Here is a 22,885-nt window from a genome sequence, read left to right as displayed (position 1 = left end):
TCATTTTTTGTTATTAAGTAGTACGTTTACAATCATGGGTTACTTTTACCTTACTTCCCGTCAAAAGTCCTTTTCTGCTTTCAACCATTCCCGACCAAGTATTTTGCAAATTGCCCCTGTTCCCCGCTTCCAACGGCCCTGCTCAAACTCAGGACGCTACTCTAAGAATCCGCCGTCGGTGGAAACGGATCAAGTACCCTTTGCCGATGCCAGCCAGCTCATATCCATTGAGGAGAAATGGGGTGACGAACTGGTGAGGAGAAATGGGGTGACGAACTGGCAGTACTAACTAAAAACATTGACCTGTAAAAAAGGAAAGGCCCGCGCAGTACGCGGGCCTTTCCTTTTTTATATTGACTGCTTAGCTTAGAAGCGGAAGTGCGAGAACGCTTTGTTGGCTTCGGCCATACGGTGCGTATCGTCTTTCTTCTTTACCGCGGCTCCTTCACCTCTGGATGCTGCTACAATCTCGGCAGCCAGGCGATCAACCATGGTTTTTTCACCACGCTTGCGGGCGTAGCCAATCAGCCACTTCATACCCAGCGCCTGTTTACGCTCAGGACGTACTTCTGTAGGTACCTGGAAGGTAGCACCACCCACACGGCGGCTTTTTACTTCTACCGAAGGTGTTACATTGTTAAGAGCCTTGCGCCAGATCTCCAGTCCGTTTTCGCTGGTTTTCTTTTCTACGATTTCAAGAGCATCGTAGAAAATAGTAAAGGCAATGCTTTTCTTACCCTGTAACATCAGGTTGTTTACAAACTTAGTTACCTGTACTTCCCGAAACTTAGGATCGGGCAGGATATATCTTTTCTTTGGTTTTGACTTTCTCATTTCAATAAGATTGTTTACACGAGGTTTCGTTTTGCAACTCATTCATGCCTGTTCAACTTCGGCATTACTTCCCTTTTATCAGAATGTTAGTTTCTAAAAAGTAGAGAGAGTTACTTTTTGATTATTTTTTCTTGCCGCCTTTTGTTGGCGCTGCGGCTGGTTGCCCTGGCTTAGGACGCTTGGCACCGTACTTAGAGCGGCGCTGCTTACGACCATTTACACCGGCAGTATCCAGTGCACCACGTACAATGTGGTAACGTACTCCCGGCAAATCCTTTACACGACCACCGCGGATAAGCACGATGGAGTGCTCCTGCAGGTTGTGACCTTCACCCGGGATGTAAGCGTTTACTTCTTTTTGGTTAGTAAGACGCACACGGGCTACTTTACGAAGAGCCGAGTTCGGCTTCTTGGGCGTTGTGGTGTACACACGAGTACATACTCCACGACGCTGGGGGCAGGAATCCAAAGCCGGAGACTTTGATTTCCATGTCATTTTCTCTCTCCCTTTACGGACTAATTGTGAAATAGTAGGCATTTAATAGCTTGATTTTGAATAGTTAACCGATTAGCCGCTTCACCTAAGTACAGTATTCACGAAAAAATCGGACTGCAAAATTAAGAAACAACTGCTGATTTACAAATGGTTAGTTTTGATTTTTTTCATAACGCTTCGCTTGTTTTGATAGTTATATCTTTGCCCGGCTGATTTTTTCATCCGGCCAATACGTTAGTCATACCTTCTTAAACTTAGTTTAACTACCTATGTCACCCACCAAAACCCCTATCACCGTAGCCTACGGCGACGGCATCGGACCCGAAATTATGGACGCTACGTTGCGCATTCTGGACGCAGCGGGAGCCCAGTTAGAGCCCGAAGTCATTGAAATTGGTGAAAAAGTATACAAAAGCGGCAGCAAAGCCGGTATTCAGCCTAGTGACTGGGAGTCGTTACGCCGGACCAAGATATTTCTGAAGTCTCCTATTACTACCCCCCAGGGTGGTGGTTTCAAAAGCCTGAATGTTACAGCCCGTACTACGCTGGGACTTTTTGCCAATGTCCGTCCCTGCCAGGCCTACTACCCTTACGTAGATACCAAGCATCCCGCGCTGGATCTGGTCATTATCCGGGAGAATGAGGAGGACCTCTACACGGGGATTGAACACCGCCAGACCGACCAGGTATACCAGTGCCTGAAGCTGATTTCACGACCCGGCTGCGAGAAGATTATCCGCTACGCCTTTGAGTACGCCCGGGCCTACAACCGCAAAAAGGTCACCTGCTTTACCAAGGACAATATCATGAAAATGACCGACGGACTGTTCCGGAAGGTTTTTGATGAGATAGCTAAAGAGTACCCCGACATTCAAAGCGAACACTGGATCATTGACATCGGGTCGGCGCTACTGGCCGACGAGCCCGAGCGTTTTGGGGTAATCGTTACTCTTAATCTTTACGGTGATATTATCTCCGACATTGCCGCCCAGATTGCCGGCTCGGTCGGAATGGGGGGCTCGGCCAACGTGGGTGACCAGTGCGCCATGTTTGAGGCTATCCATGGCTCAGCGCCTGACATAGCCGGAAGCGGCATTGCCAACCCGTCGGGGCTGCTGAACGGAGCCATTATGATGCTGGTCCATATCGGGCAGGGCGAGGTAGCTGCCCGCGTACACAACGCCTGGCTGCGAACCATCGAGGAAGGTATCCACACGGGTGATATTTATCAGGAGGGAGTCAGTAAACAGCGGGTAGGTACCAAAGAATTTGCCGATGCGGTTATTGAGCGGCTGGGCCAGCAACCGCAGCATTTCCGGGCGGTTAGCTATGCTTCTGCACCCCGTCCCATTCATATTACCCCCGGTGTTCCTCCGGCTCAACAGAAAGAACTGGTGGGAGTTGACGTTTTTCTGGACTGGAAAGAAGGCAACGCCGACGAATTAGGTACCAGGCTGTCGACCTTGCGGGACTCGTCGCTCCACTTAAAAATGATTACTAACCGGGGCGTAAAGGTTTATCCGGAAGGAATGCCCGAAACTTTCTGTACCGACCACTGGCGCTGCCGCTTTGTAAGCCGCAACGGTGAAGGCATAGCCAATCAGGCCACGCTGCAGCTTCTTACCCTGCTCAACGAACAGGGCTTCGACTTCATAAAAACCGAAAACCTCTACACTTTCGACGGCCAGCCCGGCTACTCGCTTGGTCAGGGCGAATAGAGAAACCACCAAAGAGGTATCTCTTATCCTGTCAGAGCCGATCTTGCAATAGATCGGCTCTGATTTTTTAACCGTTTTGTGCCTTTTAAAAATCAATATTTTTCAAAAATAATCGTTAGTCCTACGTAGAATTTTCTTTACAAAGGTTGTTTTAGTAGTATTGTCAATCAGTAGTTAACAAATACAGCAGATCTGAGAAGACGCTTTTTACCTACCACTATGAATATATTGCGGTGCCTCAACACTTCCTGGACGCTGGTCCTTACCCTAAGTGTTTTTATGGTAGCTTGCAACTCTACCATGCAAGCGTATAAGCAGGGCGTTAAAAAATTTGAGAATGGCGAATATGATCTGGCCATCAAAGATTTTCAACGGGCTGCTTCGGCTGATTATGAACCCGTACAGACCAACTACCTGATCGCGGAGTCGTACCGGCTGTCGAACCGGAGTCGGGAAGCCATTCCTTTTTATCAAAAAGCCCTACAGGGCGGCCTCACCAACGCTGAGGCTCGTTTTTACTATGCCTACGCGCTGAAAGCGGCGGGACAGTACAACGAAGCCCGTGAGCAGTTTGCCCAGTTCGCCCAGAATACAAGCGCCAGCAAAAACCTGCAAGAGCGGGCCCTGCGTGAGATTGAAACCCTTAAAATCACGGATCGCATCGGACAGAAAAAAATGGAGGTAAAGCTGGAAAACTTACCCTTCAATACCCCTGGTGCTGAATTTTCTTCGGCGGTGCTGGGAAATGAACTACTCGTATCGGCGGCCAAAAAAGAAAAGGTTTACAAAAACAATGGTCAGCCTATGCTGGGCCTGTATAAGGTAAAAATCGGGGAAGCTCCCAGCGAATCGGGCGGAAGCCCTACCCTTTTCAGCAGCAATGTATTCGCCGAAGACGCCAACGAAAGCTCACCCTCCTTCACGCCGGATGGCAAAACAATGGTGTTTGCCCGGGGTAACAGCGGCAAGCGCAAAGGTACCATGAACGTGGACCTGTACATGAGCCGCCTGGTGAACGGACAGTGGAGCGAGCCCCGCTACCTGCCCGTCAATGACTCGCTGGCCTGGGACGGTTCTCCGGCTTTCTCACGCGATGGCAAAACCCTCTACTTCGCCTCGGACCGGGCCGGTGGAGCGGGTGGTGCTGATATTTACCGTACCAATATGGACGCGTCGGGGCGCTTCAGCAAGCCGGTCAACATGGGTAAGGATATCAATACCGCCGGTGATGAGATGTTTCCTTACGTAGCCGCTGATGGTAAGCTGTACTTTGCTTCCGACGGACACCCGGGGCTGGGTAAGCTGGATATTTTTGTAGCTACCCGCACACAGGGAGTCATTTCCATCGACAACCTGGGGGTACCTTTTAATACCCCGCAGGATGACTTCGGACTTATTTTTTACGAAAATTCAGACAACGGCTTCTTTACTTCTAACCGCGAAGGAGGTAAGGGCGACGACGACATATACTACTTTGCCGCCCCGACCGAAGATCAACCCGATACAACGGTTATTGCCCAGAACGACCCTACCCGGCTCAACGGCCAGCTGAAAGTAGTACGTTATTTCCTGGCGGGCGAAGTACTTTCCAATACACCGCGAGCCAATCCTATCGACTCGGCCACCGTCCGTATCCTGGCCGATAGCGCCAATGCGGAACTGGGCCGCCTGGTAACGGGCAACCGCGGCCGGTTTGGAGATTACCGCCTGGAAGAAGGCAAAGACTACATACTGCTCGTGGAGCGGAAGGGCTACATCAGCAAGCGGACCCCCTTCTCCATGGACGGGCGTTCCATTCCACCTATTTTCCTCAACAAGGTAGTAACAGATACTACCTACCGGGTTACGGTGCGGCTGGATAGTCTGGAGCTGAACAAGACCTTTGTCCTTGACAATATCTACTACGATCTGAACAAGTATAACATTCGCCCGGACGCGGCACAGGAGCTGGATAAGCTCGTGGAAATTCTGAGGGATAATCCAAGTGTGAAAATTGAGCTTAGCTCCCATACCGATGCCCGCGCTACGGATGCCTACAACATGACGCTGTCGCAGCAGCGGGCCGAGTCGGCGGTTAACTACATTGTTTCCAGAGGAGTAGACGCCGACCGCCTGACGGCCCGGGGCTACGGAGAGCGGCAACTGATTGTACAGAGCGCCCGCACCGAAGAAGAGCACCAGCGCAACCGCCGTACAGAGTTTACGATACTGAGCTACTAGTCTTCCTGAAATAGGTACTTTTGCGGGGTGAACTGGTTCACCCCGCTTTTTTTTGCACAAATTCTGACCAAAGCAGTTAATCAGATCAGGCGGTGTTTGTTAAATATGGATTATAAGTAAATGACCAAACGTATTATTTACTGGTTTCGGAACGATCTCCGGCTCCTCGACAACGAAGCTTTTCTGAGGGCTACTCAGGAAGCGGAAGAAGTGGTACCGGTCTACGTTTTCGATCCCAGATCTTTTGTGAAAAATAGCCTGGGATTTCGTAAAACAGCCCCGTTCCGGGCGCGTTTCCTTTGGGAAGCCGTACAAAACCTGCGAAAGAATCTGCGGCTGAAAGGCGGAGATCTGCTAATCAGAGTGGGAGAGCCCGAAAAAATCATCGCTGAACTGGCCGAGCAATACGACGCGCAGGAAGTATTTACGAGTAAGGAAGTAGCATTGGAGGAAACCACGGTGGAGTCTTCCCTGAGTAAGCGGCTCAAGGTACTTAACGTAGACTTTGAACTGGTCTGGACGGCTACGCTCTACCACCCGCGCGACCTGCCCTTCTGGATCTCGAGGCTACCCGATGTTTTCACCGAATTCCGGAAGCAGGTTGAGAAGCACTGTCAGGTACGTAGTACTTTTCCCGAGTCTACCGCCGTAAAGTTACCCGCAGGCTACGACGCGGGGGAACTGCCGACCCTGGATGCGTTAGGATTTACAGAAGCTGAACTACACGACAGAACCGGCCTAAGTACCCCCTTTGCTGGTGGAGAAGATACGGCCCGGCAGCGTATACAGCGTTATTTCTGGGAAGAAGACCGGCTGCGTACCTACAAGGACACCCGCAATGGATTACTCGGCCCCGACTACTCCTCCCGCTTCTCGGCCTGGCTGTCGCTGGGGTGCCTGTCGCCGCGCTATATTTACGAAGAAGTAAAGCGGTACGAAACGGAGCGCGTAGCCAACGACTCTACCTACTGGCTTATCTTTGAGCTGCTGTGGCGCGACTACTTTCATTTTGTGTCCCTGCGCCACGGTACCCGCATATTTAAAGCTTCAGGTATTAAGCACGATGTAAACCTGACGTGGAGCCACAACCGCGACCAGTTCGAAAAATGGAGAACCGGACAAACGGGTATTCCCTTTATTGATGCCAACATGCGCGAGCTGATGGCTACGGGCTACCTCTCGAACCGGGGCCGGCAAAATGTAGCCAGCTTTCTGGCCAAAGACCTGAACATAGACTGGACCTGGGGCGCCTCCTACTTCGAAAGCCAGCTTACTGACTACGACGTGTGCAGCAACTGGTGCAACTGGAACTACGTAGCGGGCGTAGGTAATGACCCGAGGCAGAACCGGTACTTTAACATTTTATCCCAGGCCAATCACTACGACCCGGAAGGTACCTACGTGAAGTACTGGCTGCCGGAGCTGGCCCAGGTACCCGCCGGACAGGTACACAGCGTATGGCAGCTTTCGGTGGAGGAGCAGCAGCAATACGGGGTTATGTTGGGTTCTGACTATCCTTTGCCAATCATCCGGGCCGATAAGTGGTTGAAGCCATCCGAAGACCGGTGATGTAAAACCCCTGTTTTAATTAGTTGGATTTAGCTAATTTTGATTTAATCATTCACTCAAATAATTGCAACTATGTCAAAAGGACTAATAATAGTTATTGCCCTGTTACTCGTATTCGGATTCTTCGGATGCAGTACCTATAACGGTTTAGTAAATAAGGATGAAAATGTAAATGGTGCCTGGGCCAATGTACAAACCCAGTACCAGCGCCGGGCCGACCTGATCCCTAACCTGGTCAATACCGTGCGCGGAGCCGCCGACTTTGAGAAAAGTACCCTACAGAGTGTTATTGAGGCGCGCGCCAAAGCCAGCTCTATCAACCTGAATGCCGACCAGCTGACGCCCGAAAACGTACAGAAGTTTCAGCAGGCGCAGGAGCAGCTAAGCGGCTCGCTGTCGCGGCTGCTGGTGACGGTAGAGCGCTACCCTGACCTGAAAGCCAACCAGAACTTCCGTGACCTGCAGGCCCAGCTGGAAGGTACCGAGAATCGGATTTCGGTAGCCCGCAACGACTTTAATACCGTGGTTAGAGATTACAACCAGTCGGTCAGGACGTTCCCGGCGGCCATGTTTGCCGGTATGTTCGGGTTTAATCAGAAAGGATACTTCGAAGCGTCCCAGGCCGCACAAACCGCCCCTACGGTTCAATTTTAACTTATTCATTATAAAACGCCACACTACCCCAAGCCGGGGTAGGTGGCGTTTTGTACTACTTGTTGACCTATTCAAAGTTATGTCCAGCGAACAGGAATTTTTAGGACCACAAGACCAGCAACAAATTGTTGCGGCCATAAAGCAGGCCGAAAACAAGACGTCAGGGGAGGTTAAGGTACATATTGAAAAAAACTGCCCTGATGAAACCGCCCTCGAACGGGCCAAGGTAGTCTTTGAAGAACTTGGTATGCAAAACACCGCCCTGAAAAACGGAGTACTTTTTTACCTGGCCTACGAAGACCACAAATTTGCCGTAATCGGTGATAAAGGTATCTACGAATTGGTACCGCATGATTTCTGGGACAGTACCAAAGAGCTGCTTCGGCACCACTTTTCCCGCGGCGAATTCACCGAAGGCTTATGTAATGGAATACGGGAAGCGGGCAAACAACTAAAAACCTACTTCCCCTACCAATCAGACGACATCAACGAACTACCCGACGATATATCGTTTGGGTAATACAAGCCATGAAAAAACTACTCCTACTATGTGTGTTGACCCTGAGTATCGCTCTGGCGGGTGTGGCACAGGATATTCCTCCCAAGCCTAATCCTCCCCGCCTGGTCAATGACTTCGCCAAAGCACTCAGTGCCGAAGAAGTAGCTGCTCTGGAACGCAAGCTGGTCGCCTACGACGACTCTACCTCTTCCCAGATTACCCTGGTAATAGTACCCACTACCCAACCGTATGACATCTCGGATTACGCCTTCAGGCTTGGCCGCGCGTGGGGCGTGGGAGAGCAGGGCAAGAACAACGGTATAGTACTGCTGTGGGCACCCAACGACCGTAAAGTATTTATAGCCACCGGCTATGGCCTGGAAGGCGCTATCCCTGATGTCATTGCCAAGCGGATTGTATCGGATGTAATTATCCCTGAATTCAGAAACGAAAGGTACTACCAGGGCCTTGACCTAGGAATTGATAACATCATTAAGTACGCCAGCGGCGAATACAAGGCCGACCCTTCCGCTTCCGACGGCGAAGGAGAGTCCCCGGGCTTCCTGATATTCGTAGTCGCATTTATCATTATAATAATAATCATTTCCCGTAGCAAAGGGGGCCGGGGCGGCGGAGGCCGGGGGTACCGCAGCGGCCGGGGCGGCGGACCTATATTCTGGCCCTACACGACCTACTCGGGCGGAGGAAGTTCTTCCGGAAACTGGGGCAGCAGTGGAGGCGGCTTCGGAGGCTTTGGCGGTGGTAGTTTTGGCGGCGGCGGTGCCGGAGGCAGCTACTAACCGGCATGGCCGTGAGGCTCCCTAGAAAGCTTTGGGTGGCAAGGTATATTTATATAAATTATGAACAGGTACAAGCTCATTTAATTGTGGAGGTACAACTGTGGCATATTTTTTTCGTTAATTAGCAAATGTGTAAATAGATTTTGACTATAAAGATATTTATCATGGAAAACAGAAGTAACAACGGGCTACTGGTAGGATTGATTCTGATGACCGTACTGGCCGCCGTTTTCGGGTATTTGTACTACCAGGAGCGTAGCATTACTACCAAGCAGGAGCAGGACCTGGAATCAAGGGTTACGGAACTGGCTACCACCGAAATAAAACTTGATTCCATAGCCAGACAATTAGACGCCCGCATCGCTGAAGTAGAAGGCCTGGGAGGAGATGTAGAAGAGCTCCAGAAAGTAAAAGCCCAACTCGAGGCCGACCGGACCGCTCTTCGCCGGGGCAATGCATCAATGGGTCAAAAAATTAAGGAATACGAAGCGTTTCTGACGAAAAAAGACCAGGAACTGGCTCAGCTCAGGGAAGAAAACCAACAATTAATTAGTCAGAATGACTCACTGGTCACCCAGACTACTACCTTGTCGCGGGAGCGGCAGGTACTAAGCGACTCGCTGGTTGGAGTAGTAGATAAAAACCGGGAACTGGAAGAAAAAGTCACAATGGCTTCTGCCCTGCGGGCTCGTAACGTGAAGGTCTACGCTGTTTCATCGAAGGGGAAGGTACGCGAAGGAGAAAACGTCCGTTCGCGGCGGGTGGATAAAGTCCGGGTAGATTTTATCCTGGAAAAGAACCCCCTGACTGAGCAGGCTACCAAAACAATTTATATGCGGATTCTCAACCCCCAGGGAGCGATTATTTCCGACGTAGCTACGGGCTCGGGCGCTTTTGAGTACAATGGGCAGGAGGAAACCTATACCCTTAGCAAACAGATTACCTATTCAAATAACAATCAGGACGTAAGTATCCTATACGACCGCACAGCCTCGTTTCCGTCGGGTACCTATGCGGTAGAGCTGTATTCAGAAGGCTTTAAAATCGGGGAGGGTTCGTTCTCGGTACGGTAGGTATTTGGTATAAGCAACAAAAGAGGGGCGCAGCTCAAAAAGTTGCGCCCCTCTTTTGTTCATTTGCTACCTTGAAAGGAAGAAAGCTCCTACCCCAGCCGCACCAGCGCTTCCCTGATGGTCGCGATCTTAGCTTCGGCGTCGGCTTGTTTCTGACGTTCTTTCTCTACGACATCACCTTTGGCATTTTGTACGAAGCGCTCGTTCGACAATTTCTTCTGTACCGAAGCCAGGAAGCCTTCGGTATATTCCAGTTCTTTGAGCAGGTTTTCGCGCTCGGCTTCTACGTCAATTTCACCCGCCAGGTTAATAAAAAACTCATCCGATCGCACCAGGAACGACATACCTTCGGCTTGTTCCGATACATACTCAATAGCCGCTACGTTGGCCAGTTTGCGCAGGAGACCTTCCAGCGACTTGTATAGGTCGGGCGTTTCGGTACGGATAGCCAGCGGTAGCTCTACTTTGGGGCTGAGGCCTTTGGTGTTGCGTAGGTTCCGGATGGCTGATACTACCTCGGCAAGTACCTCAAACTGGCTCAGCAGCGTGGTGTCAATGGCGCCCGGCTGCGGGTACTCAGCCACGCAGATAGACTCATTTTCGCCGCGCTCCCGAATATTCTGCCAGATTTCTTCCGTAATAAACGGCATGAATGGATGGGTCAGGCGCATCAGGCGGTCAAAGAAATCGAGGGTAGACTCGTAGGTCGCCGGGTCAATGGGTTGCTCGTAGTCGGGCTTAATCATCTCGAGGTACTGCGAGCAGAAATCGTCCCAGATAAGCTTGTACACGGCGTTGAGCGCGTCCGAAATCCGGAACTTCGTGAACAGGTCATGTACCTCAGCGAGGGTCAGGTTCAGCTTGGACTCAAACCAGCGCGTAGCTTGTAGAGACGCAAAATTTTGCGTCTCTGCGTCGGATATCGTCCAGCCTTTTACCAGACGGAAGGCGTTCCATACCTTGTTACAGAAGTTACGGCCCTGTTCTACCAGTTTCTCATCGTACAGCAGGTCATTGCCCGCCGGTGAGCTGAACAGCATACCCGTCCGGACGCCGTCGGCGCCGTACTGCGCTATGAGGTCCAGCGGGTTGGGCGAGTTACCCAACGACTTGGACATCTTGCGGCCCTGCTTGTCGCGGACAATACCCGTCAGATACACGTTCTCGAAGGGGTACTTGTTGCGGTACTCGTAGCCAGCAATAATCATCCGCGCCACCCAAAAGAAAAGAATCTCGGGGGCCGTTACCAGGTCATTGGTGGGGTAGTAGTAGTTGACCTCTTCGTTGTCGGGTTGTTTGATGCCGTTAAATACCGAGATGGGCCACAGCCAGGACGAAAACCAGGTATCAAGTACGTCCGGGTCCTGCTCAATGTCGGCTTCCGTCAGGGCGAAAAGAAGGTACTCATGCTGGGCCTTGCGCAGGGCCTCGCGCTTGCTGCGGGCCACGATGAGGGTACCGTCCTTGAGATAGTAGGCCGGAATCCGGTGTCCCCACCACAGCTGACGGCTGATGTTCCAGTCGCGGACGTTCTCCATCCAGTGGCGGTAGGTATTCTTGAACTTCGGCGGCAGCAGTTGTACCGTGTCGTTCATTACGTTCTCGAAGGCGGGCTGCGAAATGCGCTTCATCTTCAGAAACCACTGCTCCGACAGCCGCGGCTCTACCACCGCGTTAGTACGCTCCGAGTGCCCTACATTGGACTTATATTCTTCTACTTTATCTATACTGCCTGACTCTTCCAGCAGTTTAATGATCTTTTTCCGGGCCACGAAGCGGTCTTCACCGACCAGAATCTGCGCCTTTTCGTTCAGGGTACCGTCTTCATTGAGCAGGTCAATAATGGGCAGGTTGTGCTTCTTACCCAGTTCGTAGTCGTTCTGGTCGTGGGCGGGCGTCACTTTCAGACAGCCGGTACCAAACTCCACCTCTACGTACTCATCGGCAATGATCGGGATGGCGCGGTTAATCAGCGGGATCAGCGCCTTCTTACCCACCAGATGCTGGTAGCGCTCGTCGGTCGGGTTCACGCAGATGGCTACGTCGGCCATGATGGTCTCGGGACGAACCGTAGCGATGGTCACGTACTGGCCTTCCTCCCCCTCGATGGCATAGCGGATGTACACCAGTTTCTGCATGACCTCTTTGGCAATAACCTCCTCGTCCGATACGGTAGTGCGGGCCTGGGGGTCCCAGTTCACCATGCGGTGGCCCCGGTAAATATCACCCTTGTTGTACAGGTCTATAAATACATCAATAACGGAGTCATACAGGTCAGGCTCCATCGTGAAGCGGGTGCGGTCCCAGTCGCAGGAGGCACCGAGCTTGCGTAGCTGCTGCAGAATAATACCGCCGTACTTGTGCGTCCACTCCCAGCAGTACTCCAGAAACTCCTCCCGGCTCAGGTCATTCTTACTGATTCCCTTTTCGCGGAGCATAGCTACTACCTTGGCCTCCGTCGCGATGGAAGCGTGGTCGGTACCGGGTACCCAGCAGGCTTCTTTGCCTTCCATCCGGGCCTTACGGGTCAGAATATCCTGAATAGTGTTGTTGAGCATGTGTCCCATGTGAAGTACCCCCGTCACGTTGGGCGGCGGAATCACGATGGTGTAAGGCTCCTTGTCCGGATTGGGTTTGGAATTGAAGTACCGGTTTTCGATCCAGTAGCTGTACCACTTATCTTCTATCTCCTGGGGAGAGTACGTTTTGGAAATCATATCTGTTGGCTATATTCTGAAACTGTCAAAACAGAGCCATCCGCAGGGCGAACCGGCTTGTTTTAAGGCGCAAAGATAGAGAAAAGACAGATGTAGTGGGGAAGTTTGTGGGGGAAGTTGGCTACACCAGCGACTTTAAGAGAAGCCGGGTTTATCCATAAGCTTTTTGGATTGGGTACATTATACAGATAGTTTCTATTTCTCTATTCAACGCTCCGGTATCCAATAAGCTAGTGAAAGAGAGAAGGTACTAAATACGTTTGGTGGGCCTAGTATGCGTGCATAGTTAACAATGCGTCCATCCTTTTCTTTCTGCCGATTCAACTCAAGTAGGTTCGCCCGGGCAATAGTCGAGTTAAGAGACCACCTTTCGGAAAGCTTATATACAAGCTCACCAGAAAGAGCTAAAGTTACATTTCTTTGAGGATGTTGCTCATGTCTTACATCTGTTGAATAGCCTAGACTGCTTTCAATACCTGCATAAAGTTTCTTCCAGATGGGAAAATATTTCTCTAGTCCTACTCCAGCATAGTAGTAGTGCCCTTTGTTGGAAAGATTTCCAGTGAAATCAAATGAGTTAAAGCGAAAAGTGGTATTTGTGTTCAGAGATATATCCGTGCTTAAAAAGTAACGGATAGTAGTACTGGCAGACAGATTATTTATTTGATATGAACCACCTTGAACGAAATTGGTATTCTGATTTGAAATTCTGAAGCCTCCACCTACTACCCATTTGAAATTTTCAGGACACAATGGCGGAATATCTCTGTTCTTTTGCCTGGAAGCAGACATTGAAGGGGAGTAGCATACCCCTATATTGAGAGCTAACGGATTTTCCGTACTACTGGAAAGAGAGACTGAACTTCTCCTATCTAGCGGCGATTCCCATTTCCCAGCCTCAAAATTTATACTATTAGAATATCCCTCAATAGTCCAGTGTGAATTAAGTTTGTAAGCTAAACCTGGGCGGAAGGTTAACCCATAGCCATGGGTGTTGATGTATGTTCTATCAGGATTGCCATTACTATTGACCGCTTCCGAATTCTTGGTTAAGAATAGTCCTTTGTCGTAAAAGACGGAGCTTCTTAGGAAAAGTAATAATCGGGAACTAAGCACCACATAATTTCTGCTTGTTAGCTCTGCGCGAATGTCTGCAAATACTCTGCGCTGTTTATTATTGATCCACTGGGATCTGGAACCATTTCCCCAGGCATGATTCATAGTGGCACCAACGGAGATACCAACAGCAGACCTATTGGTATAAAAGTACCCTGTTTCTGCCCTTAAGTCATAATCAAGGTTTGTGAATCGGTCAAAATCTCCACTTATAAATATAGAGTTTGAGCCTTCTCTTAGTGTTTTCAGAGAAATATATTGGCTTCCTTTTTGAAGGTGTTGAGCATAAAGGTTAATATCGGTTAATGCTGTAGCTATTATTGAAAGTAGGGTAACAAGCCAGATTCTGGGATTAGTCATAAGAGGATTTTGTGGAAGTCAATAATACGAATAACTATTGAATTTTTAAAATGTGGGACGTGTCCCACATTTTCCAGCTACAAAAAGTCCAGACAGCGTCTGGATTTTTAGATTCAAAACGGAACAGAAAGACAATTGCCCCAAAGTACCAAACTCGCCCTTGCCCCGCAACTCCCAAAGCCGTAACTTTCGGGTTAAGTACTTGAACTCTCTTCATCTATGAAAAAATTCCTCCTTTGGACCGGGGCCCTGGTGGCTATAATGGCGGTGGGGTACGCAGCCGGTCCTGATGTACCCGACGCTACCCTTGACCCTACTCTGCCTGCGGTGACGCAGGACCTGCCCCGGCTGGAAGCCGAAATAGCGAGCGCCGAAGCAGCGGTAGAAGACCTTAAAGCCGACAACGAAGCCCGGATTATATGGGCGGATTCAGCTAAGAAAGAAAAAACGCCCTACAGCCTGGTGTACATCCACGGCTTCGGGGCCAGTTGGGCCGAAGGCGACCCGGTACATAAAGAACTAGCCCGGCGCTACGGAGCCAACCTGTACCTGGCCCGCCTGCACGATGCCGGTACCAGCGACCCCGATGCCTTCGACGACCTGACACCCGAAAACTTCGTAGCCGGAGCCAAGCACGCGCTGGCAGTAGGGAAAGCCCTCGGCGACAGTGTGATTGTGATAGGTACCTCGGCGGGCGGTCTGCTCACGGTATTTCTGGCGGCTACCAATCCCGACCTGAAAGGGATAGTACTGTACTCGCCCTGCATGGCGGTATACAACGGCGCCCTGGCCCTCACTACCCGCCCCTGGGGACGGCAGATTTTACATAACATCATGGGTGAGCGCCGCGAGAATACCTACGCATCCGACCGGGCGGCTTACTGGCTGACCAGCTATAATACCAACGGCCTCATAACCCTGCAACAAGTAATGGATGCGGTGTCGCGGCCGGAGGTGTATGCCAAAGTACAGGTACCTACGCTGCTGGCCTACTACTACAAAACCGACGACGAGCAGGATAAGGTAGTGTCGGTGGCGGCCATGCGGGAGATGTTCCCGCTGCTGGGTACGCCCGACCGCCTCAAAGTGGAGAAGGCCCTGCCCGCCACCGGTAATCATGTGATTGCCTCCCACTTCACCTCCAAAGACCTGAAAGGAGTACAGTCAGCTACGGTGAAGTTCTTCGAAGAGGTACTTCACCTGAAGCCCGTCGCTAACCCATGAAAATTACCTTACAGGAAGCTATTTCGCAGCTAACGCCAGAGCAGCGATTCGCCCAGGTAATGCAGCACGGTACTATGTCGGTGGAATTATACGTACCTGATAAGGTGGACCCGCAGCAGCCTCACGCGCAGGACGAACTGTACGTAATAGTGAGCGGAACGGGGCAATTTCGGAACGGCGGGGAGGTCTATCCGTTCGGGCCGGGCGACGTGCTTTTTGTGCCGGCGGGGCGGGAGCACCGCTTCTTCGATTTCAGTGATGATTTCCAGACCTGGGTGATTTTCTACGGCCCCGAAGGAGGAGAGAAGCCTCAGTTGTAGCTTTACCTCTTAAATTTCTGTTACTTTGCAGCCGCTTCGGGCGACAGGTACCCTTGTTGCCGCCGGGGCGGACCCATATCGAAACAACTCTATTACAACTATGGCTTACGGTTTACTAAAAGGAAAAAGAGGAATTATATCGGGGGCGCTGGACGAAAACTCCATCGCCTGGAAAGTAGCCCTGATGGCGAAAGAAGAAGGCGCTACTTTTACCCTGACCAACGCCCCGATTGCTATGCGGATGGGCGCTATCAACAAACTGGCCGAACAGTGCGAAGCCCAGATTATCCCGGCGGATGCTACCTCGGTGGAAGACCTCGAAAAACTATACAATGGCTCAATTGAAGCGCTGGGCGGGAAAGTAGACTTCGTGCTGCACTCCATCGGCATGAGCCCTAATATCCGGAAAGGACGTGAGTACGGCGACATGAACTACGACTGGTACATGAAGAGCCTGGACGTGTCGGCGCTGTCGCTGCACAAGTTCCTGCAGGTTGCCGAAAAGCTCGACGCTATTAACGAATGGGGCTCGGTTGTAGGCTTGTCGTACATAGCCGCCCAGCGTACCTACCCCTTCTATACCGACATGGCCGACGCCAAAGCCATGCTCGAAAGCATCGCCCGCGGCTACGGCTACCGCTACGGAAAAGCCAAAAAAGTACGGGTGAATACCATATCGCAGTCGCCCACCAAAACCACGGCAGGTACCGGCATCAGTGGTTTCAGCTCGTTCTATGACTTTGCGGACAAAATGAGCCCGCTCGGAAACGCCTCGGCCGAAGACTGCGCCAGCTACGTTATTACGCTGTTTTCGGACCTGACCCGCATGGTAACCATGCAGAACCTGTTCCACGACGGCGGCTACTCTTCTACGGGTGTATCCGAAGAACTGATGGAGATGATCCAGCAGCAACAGCAGCAGTAAGCTCTTTAAAAACATAATCTTTGCTCCGAATCCCTCCTGTGACTACTGGTCTGGAGGGATTTTTTTGTGAGGAGGCAGAGGTGTGGACAAGTACAGTATTCTTGCCTATAATGTGTTATTGGTGAGGTACTTACTGAGGAAAAGTAAAAGAAAGTAGGGTGTCGGGCGGGCCGCTGGTATCGCAATAATTCATTTGGTTGCTCGTTTGGGCGTTGTATGTTGTAAAGAATCCGTTTAGATTCGTTTAGCCATTGAAGAAAAAAAATATAAAAACACATCTTTCCACCGCAATGCAATTTTCACTTCGTCCGAAACACATCTTACTCTGGGGAATAGCAACAGTACTGGTGGCTTGCAGCAGCGAGCCGGAAAAAACAGCCCCTGCCTTACCCGATGCCCCTACCCACACGCTGGTTTTCCTGGACAAGACCCAGAGTGTCAATGTGAATAAGAGTTATGTGAATGAGAAGTACCGGCAGGTACTTGCGCAGATAGTAGAGGAGAATATGCGCAATAAGGGGGATAAGCTGGAAGTGTATTTTATTCATGAAAATACCTCCAAAGCACGGGCGCTTTCACTAACCGTACGGGCAGAGAAAGAAGGTATAGAACATGCCAACGCCACCGACCGGGAAGCCATTGAGACGGCTTTCCAAATGGCTTTACAGCGCGAAAAGGGTATTTACCTGCGGCAGGCCCTGACCAAACTCAACCAGCAGAATAGCGGCGGCTCCAACCAGTGGACCGATATCTGGGCCAGTATGCCCATCATTGCCAAAGCCACCGAGGGCGGCTCCGATGTAAAAGTGTACTACTTCAGCGATATGGTTGAAAGTGTGCAGGGAACGGAACGCCGCAATTTCCATTCAAATCCGCCCGCTACGGATGCCCAGGCCGAAGAATGGGCCAAAGCCGATGCGAAGCAACTGGAGCAGCACGCCATAGGAAGTCCGCAGGTGACGGTCATAACGCCCTTTGAACCTACGGCCTCTACCCGCGAAAACAGCCCCCACGTAACCCACTACTGGGAAATCCTTTTCCAGGAATTGGGAGGGGTGTCTATTGAGGAGCTGTAGGCAGTAGGCTATAAGCAGTAGGCTTGCAGGTACTTCTAGTTTTTAACTACAGAGTATAAACGAGTTCAGCGCGGAGTAGCACCGAGTTTTACTCCGTGTCATACTTCTATAACTCATTGGTAAAAACTCATAAACTCACTACTCATAAACTCATTCACCCCTTCCTCCCCACCACCTGGTACCTACCGGGTATAGCGCGGTAGCCGATGACCTTATGGGGTGTGAGCCCGGCGGCGCGGTACCAATCCTGAATTTCTTCAACGGACCAGTTGCCGGAGGTACTTGTCATGCCGAAGAACAGGTCGGTGCTGCTGCCGACCAGTTCGGGCCTGGCCGCGGGGTCGGGGCGGATGAATTCGTTGATGATAAAGATACCCCCCGGCCGGAGCGTCTGCTGTACCTTGGCGGCTACCGTGTGGTTTTGCTCCGCTGTCAGGTGGTGCGCTACGCTGGACATAAGTACTATATCGTAAGCTTCTTTTTCCAGCTCTTCCGTCAGAATATTCCCCACCCGATGTACCACCCGCTCGCCCATGCCTTGTTTGGCCAGCAGGGGCGCGGCTTTTTCGACGGCCCCCGGCAGGTCCAGTATTACTGAGCTAAGCTTGGGGTACTTGCGGCAGGCGGCTGCCGAATGCAGCCCGTGCGAACCACCGATGTCCAGCATACGGGTAGCCCCACGGGGCATGGGTACTCTCTTGGCAAATTCTTCGGCTTCCGAGATAGCGCCGCTCCACATGGCCGACTGGTACAGCTCCCACTGTTCCGGTCCGAAATTACTGTGCATGTCAATGCCCCGGCCGGTCTCGAGGTACTCGCCCATGCCTTCCAGCCACTGCCACACCACGCGATTGTTAAACAGCATGAATCCGTGCAGTGAGCTTTTACTCGCTTCCAGAATCCACTTTTCTGTCATGTGGGTCAGGGCGTAGTGGCTGTCTTTATAGGTAAAGTACCCCAGAGCGGTCAGGACGCCCATCAGTTGCTGGGTAGCTCCGGCGTGCAGTCCGCAGGCTTCGGCTATGGCCGGCGCGGTGGTATGCCCATCGGCCACAGCCTGGAATATACCCCGGTCGGCGGCTTCCAGTATGGCCTTGCTTACTACCGGAAATATCTGCGAGTGCAGCAGCGGTATAGGTACCAGGTTGACCTGCAGGGCCAGCCATTCGAGTAGGTTATCAGGAGAAACTTTGAGTTGCATCAGCCGGCCCAGTTTTCGCGGTCGAGGCTGCGGTACTGAATCGCCTCGGCCAGGTGTTCTATTTTAATTTCATCGCTGTCGGACAGGTCGGCAATGGTGCGGGATACTTTCAGAATACGGTCGTAGGCCCGCGCTGATAGTCCCAGCCGCTCCATAGCCGTCCGCAGCAGGGCTTTGCCTACTTCACCCACCTCACAGATTTCCTTGACCATTTCGGGCGGCATCATGGCGTTGGAGTAAATTTCTTTGCGGTCTTTGAAGCGCTCGGTCTGCCGGTTCCGGGCTTTAATAACCCGCTCCCGAATCTGTTCGCTGCTTTCGGAGCGGCGGGTGGAGGCAATCTGGTCAAAGGAAACGGGGGTTACCTCTACGTGCAGGTCAATGCGGTCGAGCAGCGGTCCGCTGATTTTGTTGAGGTACTTCTGCACCACGCCCGGCCCGCACACGCACTCTTTTTCGGGGTGGTTATAGTAGCCGCAGGGGCAGGGATTCATGCTGGCAATCAGCATAAAGTTTGATGGAAACTCCACTGCCATCTTGGCGCGCGATATACTCACCTTCCGTTCTTCCAGCGGCTGGCGCATCACCTCCAGTACCGTCCGCTTGAACTCGGGTAATTCGTCCAGAAAAAGTACCCCGTTGTGCGCCAGCGAAATCTCGCCCGGCTGCGGAAAACTACCACCGCCCACCAGGGCGGCGTCGCTGATGGAGTGGTGCGGTGCCCGAAAGGGACGACGCGCCACCAGCGTAGCCCGGCTACCCAGCTTACCCGCCACGGAATGAATCTTGGTTGTTTCGAGGGCTTCAACCAGCGATAGCGGCGGCAGGATGGAAGGGAGCCGCTTGGCGAGCATGGTTTTACCGGCACCGGGCGGACCGATCATAATGGCGTTATGGCCCCCGGCCGCGGCTATTTCCAGGGCGCGCTTGATGTTTTCCTGCCCCTGTACGTGGGAGAAGTCGGCGTCGTAGTCGTTCTGGCTATTGAAGAACATATCGCGCGTATCAATGACTAGCGGAGTTATATCCCGTTTCCCTTCAAAAAACTCCACCGCCTCCTGCATGGTTTCGACGGGAATAACGTCCAGATTATTGACAATGGCGGCTTCCTGGGCGTTTTCGGCGGGTAGCATAAAACCTTTCAGCCCTTGTCGGCGGGCTTCAATGGCAATGGGAAGTACCCCTTTGATGGGCCGGAGCTTGCCATCGAGCGACAGTTCGCCCATGATGAGGTACTCTTCCATATTGCGTTTGGTAACGATCTGCTCCGACGACTGCAGCACGCAGAGCGCGATGGGCAGGTCGTACGCGGAGCCTTCTTTACGGATGTCGGCCGGGGCCAGATTGACCACCACCTTCTGGCGGGGCATTCGGTATTCGAAGAATTTGAGAGAAGCCTCTACGCGCTGTTCGCTTTCCTTGACGGCGCTGTCGGGTAGTCCCACCATAAAAAAACGCAGCCCCTGCGTTACCGTTACCTCAATGGTGATGAGGGTGGCATTGACTCCGTATACGGCACTACCAAAGGTTTTGGCAAGCATGCTGTTTTGTTTTAAGAGAAGTACCGGCTGTTTTGAAAGAGCGGCGACCGACCAACCGGCCCGGTACCTAACATTCTTTTCTGCAATCTATATTTTTACAAACCCGGACTACCCGGCGTTGTTTTGAACCAGGTACTAAATATGCCCCCTAGCCACCGGATTGGTTTTGGTTTGTCAACTCGCGGGTAGTATGACGTAAAAGGTGGAACCCAATCCGGGAATGGAACTGACGTAGATTTCGCCGCCGTGGTTATGTACTACTTTTTTGCAAAGGGCCAGCCCGATACCGGTACCCGAGTAGGTTTCGCGCGAATGTAAACGCTGGAAAATGGTGAAGACTTTCTCGGTATACTTCGGATCAAACCCGATGCCGTTGTCTTCGATACTGATGGTGTAGTAGCTGCGTTTGGAATCCAGGTAAGGATATTCACCCACGCTGGTGCTACTGGTACTGCTAACCGTGATGGTAATGCGGGGAGGTATGCCGTCTTTGGAGTACTTTAAGGCATTATTGAGCAGATTAAAGAATAACTGCTGCATCTGAAGCGGGATAGACTTGATAGTAGGAAGTACTTCGGACGTAATGGTAGCCTGCTTTTCGTTAATTACAAGCTCCAGGTCTTCCCTGACCATATCCAGTACTTTATTCAAATCTACTTTTCTAAAAGCGTTATCTACTTTCCGTATTCGGGAGTAATCGAGCAAATCATCAATGAGCGTTCGCATCCGACCCGTCGACTCCTGGATTTTCCGGATATATATTTCCGGATTTTTGGTAGAAGGGCTCTGCAGCAGATCACTGAAAAACTGAATCTTACGGATGGGCTCCTTCAGGTCGTGGCTGGCTATATAAGCAAACTGCTCCAGCTCGTCGTTGGACCGCCTCAGGTCAATATTGGCTTTGGTCAGTTCGAGGGTGCGCTCTTCTACCTTCCGTTCCAGCGACTCAGTCTGTAGCTTCTGTTCGTGGATATCCGTACAGGTACCTACCCACAGCAGTACTTCGCCTTTGGTATTTTTAATGGGTACGGCCCGGGTCAGGTGCCAGCGGTACTCGCCATCGTAGCGGCGGTAGTACTGTTCCATTTCGAAAGATTCACCTTTCTCTACCGCCTCTGTCCACATCCTGAAAATTTCCGCCTTGTCTTGTTCCCGGAATACATACAGATAACCCGTGCCAAGAGGCTCTTCAGGACTTTGGCCAGTGTAGGCATACCAGCCTTTGTTGAAGTAGGTAGTTAGTCCGTGCGCATCAGTGGTCCAGGCCATTTGGGGTAAGGCTTCCAGCACCATCCGCATGCGTCCTTCTTCCTGCTTTCGTTCGGTTATATCCAGAAAAAACCAGGCCCAGCCGTAGTAGGTACCGTCTTCGCCTCTCACGATCCGGGCGTACCGCTCGTATACACGCCCATCCTTGAATTCGATTTCGTCGATTATTACTTCATTCTCAACTTTCTCAGAATGAGTATACAGGTACTTGACCCGGTCAATAAACTCCTGCGGCTCTTTCAGTTGGGTAAGAGCGTATTGCAGGGCTGCCTCATCGTCTTTACTTTCAATGATGTCAGCCGGAAATCCCCACATGGACACGAACCGGCTATTGAAGGATATTATTTTACCCTCGGCACCTACCACTACCATCGCAACCGGAGAGGCTTCGCTACGGGCTTCGAGCAGGGCATGCCGGTACCTGATTTGTTCCTCGGCCTGCTTTCGTTCCGAAATATCAATACAGGAGCCGGCGTAGCCCCCAAAGCTGCCATCGGGCCGGTACCAGGGGCAGCCCGATGCATAGCACCACACTACCTTGCCTTCGGTATTAATTATTCGGAATTCAACCTCAAACAGCGATTGGGCCGCTACGTCGCTCAGGTACTTTGAATAAGCCCGTTGCCGGTCTTCTTCTATAATGCAGCTTACCCAGCCCTCACCCAGTTGCTTCTCCAGGGGTACCCCAGTCCAGTCGATCCAGCTTTGGTTAACAAACGTATTTTGACCCTGCTCGTCTGTCATCCAGAGAGTAACAGGCGATACCTTAGCGATTGTTTCTAAGATAATCTGGTTTTCTTCGGCTTTTTCCCGGGCCAGTACCTGCTCGGTCACATCGAAACCGAAAACCATGGTCCCGCTGGTTTTGCCATTATTTATATAGGGAGCGTATACAAAATTAAAAAACCTCTGCGTGGGGTTGCCGTCGTTGTTCCAGTCGGCCGTGGCCGGATATTCTTTTCCGTGAAAAGCTTCACCCGTATCGTATACGCCTTCCACTATTTCGAAGTACGGCTGGCCTTCCAGCTCCGGCCAGGCTTCCCGCATGGGCTTACCGACAATGTCCCGGCCGCCCATGAGCGCCGAAAAAAGTGGATTTAGCAGGGTACACACTCCTTCTCTTCCCTCCAGAATAGCCACCAGCGCGGGGGCCTGCATGAATAAATTACGAATATTGTATTCGCTGGTCGAGGAATAGGCTTCTACCTGCTTGCCGGATATATCGCTCATTCAGTTTTAATATAGAAAAATAAAATACCCTGGTATAGAACAA

General features: G+C 51.5%; 18 protein-coding genes. 11 read left to right on the top strand and 7 right to left on the bottom strand.

The genetic code is table 11. The features are described from left to right. Nucleotides 1-366: 366 nt before the first annotated feature. On the bottom strand, nt 367-834 hold the full coding sequence (gene rpsG / locus VGN67_RS23810; protein ID WP_327489937.1) for a 30S ribosomal protein S7: 468 nt from the start codon (nt 832-834) through the stop codon (nt 367-369). A gap of 121 nt (nt 835-955) precedes the next feature. Continuing rightward, nucleotides 956-1,372, bottom strand: a complete 417-nt coding sequence (gene rpsL / locus VGN67_RS23805) for a 30S ribosomal protein S12 (protein ID WP_207504218.1) — start codon at nt 1,370-1,372, stop codon at nt 956-958. Nucleotides 1,373-1,599: 227 nt separating this feature from the next. Here rpsL and VGN67_RS23800 point away from each other — a divergent pair, with 227 nt between their 5' ends. The 7 genes from VGN67_RS23800 (at nt 1,600) to VGN67_RS23770 (ending at nt 9,863) form a co-directional block, all read left to right on the top strand. Continuing rightward, nucleotides 1,600-3,048, top strand: coding sequence for an NADP-dependent isocitrate dehydrogenase (locus tag VGN67_RS23800; protein WP_327489934.1), 1,449 nt, complete (start codon nt 1,600-1,602; stop codon nt 3,046-3,048). A 300-nt stretch (nt 3,049-3,348) separates the two neighbouring features. Next, a complete protein-coding gene (locus VGN67_RS23795; RefSeq protein ID WP_327490216.1) occupies nt 3,349-5,268 on the top strand; it encodes an OmpA family protein in 1,920 nt (639 codons plus the stop codon). Nucleotides 5,269-5,388: 120 nt separating this feature from the next. Then, nucleotides 5,389-6,837: a DASH family cryptochrome gene (locus tag VGN67_RS23790; protein ID WP_327489932.1), complete on the top strand. Its 1,449-nt coding sequence runs from the start codon at nt 5,389-5,391 to the stop codon at nt 6,835-6,837. 72 nt (nt 6,838-6,909) lie between these two features. Further along, entirely contained in the window at nt 6,910-7,491 is a 582-nt protein-coding gene (locus VGN67_RS23785; RefSeq protein WP_327489930.1) for a LemA family protein, read from the top strand. A gap of 79 nt (nt 7,492-7,570) precedes the next feature. Beyond that, nucleotides 7,571-8,011, top strand: coding sequence for a TPM domain-containing protein (locus VGN67_RS23780; RefSeq protein WP_327489928.1), 441 nt, complete (start codon nt 7,571-7,573; stop codon nt 8,009-8,011). A gap of 8 nt (nt 8,012-8,019) precedes the next feature. Next, entirely contained in the window at nt 8,020-8,790 is a 771-nt protein-coding gene (locus tag VGN67_RS23775) for a TPM domain-containing protein (RefSeq protein ID WP_327489926.1), read from the top strand. Between the two features lie 164 nt (nt 8,791-8,954). Then, nucleotides 8,955-9,863, top strand: a complete 909-nt coding sequence (locus VGN67_RS23770) for a hypothetical protein (RefSeq protein ID WP_327489924.1) — start codon at nt 8,955-8,957, stop codon at nt 9,861-9,863. Between the two features lie 89 nt (nt 9,864-9,952). Here the strand turns inward: VGN67_RS23770 and VGN67_RS23765 are convergent, their stop codons facing one another. Together VGN67_RS23765 and VGN67_RS23760 are read right to left on the bottom strand one after the other, a co-directional pair. Next, nucleotides 9,953-12,580 (bottom strand): valine--tRNA ligase, encoded by a 2,628-nt coding sequence (locus tag VGN67_RS23765; protein WP_327489921.1) that lies wholly within the window; start codon nt 12,578-12,580, stop codon nt 9,953-9,955. Between the two features lie 207 nt (nt 12,581-12,787). Further along, nucleotides 12,788-14,056 carry a hypothetical protein gene (locus VGN67_RS23760; protein ID WP_327489919.1) on the bottom strand — a complete coding sequence of 423 codons (1,269 nt, stop codon included), beginning with the start codon at nt 14,054-14,056 and terminating at the stop codon, nt 12,788-12,790. A 219-nt stretch (nt 14,057-14,275) separates the two neighbouring features. Here VGN67_RS23760 and VGN67_RS23755 point away from each other — a divergent pair, with 219 nt between their 5' ends. The 4 genes from VGN67_RS23755 (at nt 14,276) to VGN67_RS23740 (ending at nt 17,601) form a co-directional block, all read left to right on the top strand. Then, nucleotides 14,276-15,280, top strand: a complete 1,005-nt coding sequence (locus VGN67_RS23755; RefSeq protein WP_327489917.1) for an alpha/beta hydrolase — start codon at nt 14,276-14,278, stop codon at nt 15,278-15,280. Next, complete coding sequence (locus VGN67_RS23750) at nt 15,277-15,600, top strand: cupin domain-containing protein (RefSeq protein ID WP_327489915.1); 324 nt, start codon at nt 15,277-15,279, stop codon at nt 15,598-15,600. The genes VGN67_RS23755 and VGN67_RS23750 overlap by 4 nt, the downstream gene beginning before the upstream one ends. Nucleotides 15,601-15,700: 100 nt before the next feature. Further along, nucleotides 15,701-16,525, top strand: coding sequence for an enoyl-ACP reductase FabI (locus tag VGN67_RS23745; RefSeq protein ID WP_327489913.1), 825 nt, complete (start codon nt 15,701-15,703; stop codon nt 16,523-16,525). A 290-nt stretch (nt 16,526-16,815) separates the two neighbouring features. Continuing rightward, entirely contained in the window at nt 16,816-17,601 is a 786-nt protein-coding gene (locus VGN67_RS23740; protein ID WP_327489911.1) for a hypothetical protein, read from the top strand. A gap of 154 nt (nt 17,602-17,755) precedes the next feature. Here VGN67_RS23740 and VGN67_RS23735 read toward each other — a convergent pair whose 3' ends face one another. The 3 genes from VGN67_RS23735 to VGN67_RS23725 form a co-directional block, all read right to left on the bottom strand. Next, nucleotides 17,756-18,802, bottom strand: coding sequence for a class I SAM-dependent methyltransferase (locus VGN67_RS23735; RefSeq protein WP_327489909.1), 1,047 nt, complete (start codon nt 18,800-18,802; stop codon nt 17,756-17,758). Next, complete coding sequence (locus tag VGN67_RS23730) at nt 18,802-20,343, bottom strand: YifB family Mg chelatase-like AAA ATPase (protein WP_327489907.1); 1,542 nt, start codon at nt 20,341-20,343, stop codon at nt 18,802-18,804. The genes VGN67_RS23735 and VGN67_RS23730 overlap by 1 nt, the downstream gene beginning before the upstream one ends. 174 nt (nt 20,344-20,517) lie before the next feature. After that, on the bottom strand, nt 20,518-22,842 hold the full coding sequence (locus VGN67_RS23725; protein WP_327489905.1) for a PAS domain S-box protein: 2,325 nt from the start codon (nt 22,840-22,842) through the stop codon (nt 20,518-20,520). Nucleotides 22,843-22,885: the final 43 nt, after the last annotated feature.

Origin of the sequence: Telluribacter sp., assembly GCF_035998675.1 — a bacterium.
Classification (GTDB): domain Bacteria; phylum Bacteroidota; class Bacteroidia; order Cytophagales; family Spirosomataceae; genus Telluribacter.
This window is presented reverse-complemented; position numbering and strand designations above follow the sequence as displayed.